The sequence below is a fragment of the Halomonas sp. genome (assembly GCF_031581305.1).
Taxonomy (GTDB): Bacteria; Pseudomonadota; Gammaproteobacteria; order Pseudomonadales; family Halomonadaceae; genus Halomonas.
The window spans coordinates 1-4456 of record NZ_JAVLBC010000234.1; the positions used below are offsets into that span (position 1 = coordinate 1).

At 64.5% G+C, this 4456-nt stretch carries 5 protein-coding genes; all 5 read right to left on the reverse strand.

Annotated elements, in window-relative coordinates; genetic code table 11:
• A partial coding sequence (locus RI841_RS14750; protein ID WP_310706395.1) for a DUF2892 domain-containing protein occupies nucleotides 1–143 on the reverse strand: 143 nt, incomplete at its 3' end.
• 29 nt (nucleotides 144–172) lie between these two features.
• A complete protein-coding gene (locus RI841_RS14755) occupies nucleotides 173–643 on the reverse strand; it encodes a hypothetical protein (RefSeq protein WP_310706391.1) in 471 nt (156 codons plus the stop codon).
• Nucleotides 644–711: 68 nt separating this feature from the next.
• Entirely contained in the window at nucleotides 712–1299 is a 588-nt protein-coding gene (locus RI841_RS14760) for a rhodanese-like domain-containing protein (RefSeq protein ID WP_310706392.1), read from the reverse strand.
• Between the two features lie 166 nt (nucleotides 1300–1465).
• Nucleotides 1466–2875, reverse strand: coding sequence for an MBL fold metallo-hydrolase (locus RI841_RS14765; protein WP_310706393.1), 1410 nt, complete (start codon nucleotides 2873–2875; stop codon nucleotides 1466–1468).
• Nucleotides 2876–2952: 77 nt separating this feature from the next.
• Entirely contained in the window at nucleotides 2953–4200 is a 1248-nt protein-coding gene (locus RI841_RS14770; RefSeq protein ID WP_310706394.1) for a PAS domain S-box protein, read from the reverse strand.
• Nucleotides 4201–4456 lie beyond the last annotated feature (256 nt).

The following is a 4456-nucleotide window of genomic DNA, read 5'->3' on the forward strand; positions in this document are numbered from 1 at the left end:
CAGAAATTGAACAGGCCGGTCGCCAGCGGCAACACGCCGATCCAGCCCCAGACGCCTATAGTGCCGGTCAGCGCCAGCAGGATCAGTACAGCGCCGACCACGATACGGGCAATCTTGTCGATGCCGCCCACGTTGCTCTTCATGAAGGACTCCTTCGGTTCGCTTCGGACACTCAGAAACTATAAACCGGGATGGACGGGTCACGCATCATCTCGGCGATCGGGCCAGGCGCCGCCATGCCCACGCCCTCACGCAGGTCTGCCTCGCCATACTCGCTGTTGGGCAAGTAGATGGCGCAGACATCCACCTGGGCACCGTTATCGACCAGCATGCCCAGGATCGCCTCCGGGGTCATCTGATCCACCTTACTCATGGCAGGCGTCTTGAACGGCTCGGGGCTCTCGTAACCCGCGACGGCCAGGTCGCCGGCCGCGTCGCAGAGCAGAATATTCAGATCGGTACCCTGCTGCTGCATGGCGTTGGAGAGAATCATCGCCATGCCCTGGGTCTGCAGCGAGTCGCTGGTGAGAATCACCAGGGCTTGGTCTTGGGGCGCTTCTCCATGGCTATCGGCCATGCCGGCCCCGGAGAGGCCGATGGTGGCCGCAGCGGCGGCCAGGGTCAGTGTCTTCGTGACGGTCATGCGCTCACCTCATTGGATCGTTCGTATTGACAGCCCTTCGCCAACCGGCGAAGGCCTTCGGATGGCGCTTACTCGGCCGGGCGCCAGGCGACGTCGGGGGCGATCTCGTAGCTCCAGGGCAGCCCGGAATTGCGCCAGCCGTTGACCGCACGCACGCCCTTGGAGTCGCCCTCTTCGAGCTTGCCACCCTCGAAGCCGTCGGTCATCGAATAGACCCGGCTGAAGCCCATTTCGGCGATCACGTCCGCACCCGGCGCACTGCGGGTGGAGCCGGAACGGCACATGACGATGATCGGGTCATCCACTGCCACATCGAGGGCCTCCAGCTCGGCACGCACCTGGGTCTCGAAATCGGTGTTCTTGACCATCGGCCAGGTCCTGGCCTCCTCATCGAAGTGCTCGCGATCCGCCACGACCCAGGGCACGTGGATGTCGGTGGGCTCGGCGAAGCCGGTGAACTTGACCTCGATGGGGTCGCGAACGTCGATCAACACGGCCCGCTCGTTCTCCTGCATCAGATCGTAGGCCTCGCTCGCCGTCACATAGAGCCCCAGCCGAGTCTCACGATAGGCGGCAGCGTCATCCTCGGCCAGGGACGGGCCGGCAACCAGGGTCGCCGCCAGCAGGGAACTTGCCAGTAGATGCGTCACCTTCATAACAAAAACCTCTAAGCAAATAACTATATTTACCTTGAAGCCTAGTCCATTGCCGCATCATCCGCATGAGGCAAGTGGACGCACCTTGACACAGGTCAAACCGCCGGGCATCGCCCCGCTGGGCTGCACCGCGCTGACCCTGGCCGCCAAGCGCGGCGAGACCCGCTCAGAGCTCGATACGGTCGCCGTAGGCGGGAATCTCGGTCTCGATGCCACTCTCGGCGAGAGCCACCTGTAGCGCCTGCTGGGCACCGGGCTCGCCATGCACCAGGTAGAAACGCGGGCGATCGCGGAAGGCGCCGGCCCAGCCCATCAGCTGGGTCTGGCCGGCATGGGCGGAGAAGCCGCCGATGGTGTGAACCCTCGCCTTGACCGCCAGGTCCCGGCCCAGCACACGGATGCGCTCGGCGCCGTCGACGATCTGGCGCCCCACCGTGCCCTCGGCCTGGAAGCCCACAATCACCAGACGGGTATCGGGGCGCTCCAGGTTGTAGCGGAAATGGTGGATGATGCGCCCCCCGTTGCACATCCCCGCCCCGGCGATGATGATCGCCCCACCGTGGATGCGATTGATGGCCATGGACTCCTCCACCGTGCGGGTCATGCGCAGGATCGGCAGGTACTGGCTGGTGTCGCCGCTGGCCGCCACATTGAGCACCTTGAGGTCCTCGGGATCCAGCGACTTGCGTGCGCGGTGGTAGAGCTCGGTGACCTTGATCGCCATGGGGCTGTCGAGGAACACCATCTGCTGGCGCAGGCGGCCCTCGTGGTAGAGCACACTCAGGTGGTAGAGGATCTCCTGCGTGCGCCCCACGGCGAAGGCGGGAATCAGCACGTTACCGCCGTCAGCATGGGCCTCTTCCAGCACCTGGGCAAACTCCTCGAGGGTCTCCTCCAGGGGCCGATGGTCACGATCGCCATAGGTGCTCTCCATCAGCACCAGGTCGGCGTCATAGAGCTTCTCGGGATCCTTCATCAGCACCGAGCTGGGATTGCCCAGATCCCCCGAAAATACCAGGCGCTTCTCCTGTCCGCCGGAGGGTACGCCGAGCTCCACGATGGCGGAGCCAAGAATGTGGCCGGCGTCACGGAACACCAGGTTCACACCGCCCGGCAACCGGGCCGGCTGGCCGTAGGGATGGGTCTCGCAGAGCGCCAGCGTCTGTTCCACGTCCTCCAGATCATAGAGCGGCTCGACCAGCGGCTTGTCGTTCCGTCTTCGCCACTTGTTCTCCCACTCCACGTCCTTGGCCATGATGAAGGCGGCGTCCTGCAGCATGATCTCCAGCAGGTCGCGGGTGCCCCGGGTGCAGTGGATCGGCCCGCGATACCCCTCCCGCACCAACTTGGGCAGCAGCCCCGAGTGGTCGAGATGGCCATGGGAGAGCACCACCGCCTCGAGCTCCCGGGGCAGCTTGCCGAAGGACTTGGCGTTGGCCTCGTCGGCATCGCTGCCGCCCTGGTGCAGGCCGCACTCCAGCAGCAGCTTGTGCGAGCGGCCGTTGCCGTCCACCTCGATAAGATAGCGCGAGCCGGTGACCTCGCCCACGGCGCCCTGGAAGGTGAGTGTCGACATGCGATGGCGCTCCTCGATCCGTTGATAAGCCTGCATGGCCAGCATACGGGATCACCCGGCCTGCGCCCATGCCGTCTTCAATGCGGGCACGCCGCTTCGGCAACGCTGCGGTTGCGCCCCTCGCGCTTCGCTTGATAAAGGCAGGCGTCGGCGCGCTCCATCAGCGCCACGGCGCTCTCCCCGGGCAGGCGGCTGGCCACGCCCAGGCTGATGGTGATGGCGAGCCCATCGAGAGGCGTTTGCGCCACCCACTGACGTATCCGCTCGGCCAGGATGCTTGCCCCCTCCAGGCCGGTAGCGGGCAACAGGATGCAGAACTCCTCGCCGCCCCAGCGGTAGAGGGTATCATTGGTCCGCAACCAGCCCGAGACCCGCTCAACCAGCTCACGCAGGATGCGATCGCCCCGCTCATGGCCATGGGTATCGTTGACCTGCTTGAAGTGATCCACATCGAACAACACCACCGATAGGTCACCGCTTTCGTGTCCCACCGCCCACATGGCGCGCTCAAAGGCGCGGCGGTTGCCAGCGCCGGTGAGGTGGTCGTGCAGGGCCTGACGATTGAGCTCGCGCTCGCGATTCTTGCGCTCTCTGATGTTGTGGAACATGGCCACATAGTTGACCACTTCCCCGGTGGCATCCGTCACCGCAGTGATCGACTCCCACACCGGAAAGATGTTGCCCTCGCGATCCATGTTCCATATCTCGCCCTGCCAGTGGCCATGGTTGGCCAGTTCGTCCCATAGCCGGGCATAGAAGGCCTCGTCATGACGGCCGGACTGGAAGAGGCGCGGCGTCTCGCCGATCGCCTCGCTGGCGGCATAGCCGGTAATCTCGCTGAAGGCCCGGTTGACGCGTACGATGCGCTGCTCGGCATCGGTGACCAGCGCCGCCTGGCCGGTCTCGAAGGCCGTGGCCAGCAGGCGCAGCTCATGCTCCTGCTGCTTGCGCCGGGTGATATCCTCCTTTACCGCCACGAAGCTGACGATCTCGCCGGCGTCATTATGCACCGGGGTGATGATCTCGAACTCCCAGTATAACTCGCCGTTCTTGCGCCGATTGAGCATCTCGCCCTGCCACACCTTGCCGGCGCGCAGGGTGGACCACAGCGACTCATAGACGTGCGGGTCGGTATGCCCGGACTGGATCACCGCCGGCGTTCTCCCCAGCAGTTCCTCGCGGCTGTAGCCGGTTACCTCGAGGAAGCGCCGATTCACGAACAGGAACACGCCCCGGGTATCGGTAATCGCCGTGGCCGCCGGGCTCTGCTCCACCGCCGTATAGAACTCATTGAACCAGTCGCTTACCTGCTGAGGCGTTTTCATACTCTCTCCGTTAATTCAGCAGCCCAGCACGACCGCATGACTCACGTTGCACGGGGTGTCCCGGGCAACGTCATCGGCAGGTGGCGCAGCTGGCTCGGCGACACCGGCGGGAAAAACAGAAACCCTTGCAGCAGATCACAATGATCTGCCCAGCAAGGCCTGAGGTAGTGCCCAAGTGTCGATACCTTCGGCCACCACCGCCAGTGCCATCCGATGGGGCAAGGTTATGATACCTTGAACGACAGCCGCACTGTCA

What these genes read in the sequence shown, in the direction of transcription:
- RI841_RS14755 (WP_310706391.1), bottom strand. Translation starts at nt 643, where the DNA reads ATGACCGTCACGAAGACACTGACCCTGGCCGCCGCTGCGGCCACCATC.
- RI841_RS14760 (WP_310706392.1), bottom strand. Translation starts at nt 1,299, where the DNA reads ATGAAGGTGACGCATCTACTGGCAAGTTCCCTGCTGGCGGCGACCCTG.
- RI841_RS14765 (WP_310706393.1), bottom strand. Translation starts at nt 2,875, where the DNA reads ATGTCGACACTCACCTTCCAGGGCGCCGTGGGCGAGGTCACCGGCTCG.
- RI841_RS14770 (WP_310706394.1), bottom strand. Translation starts at nt 4,200, where the DNA reads ATGAAAACGCCTCAGCAGGTAAGCGACTGGTTCAATGAGTTCTATACG.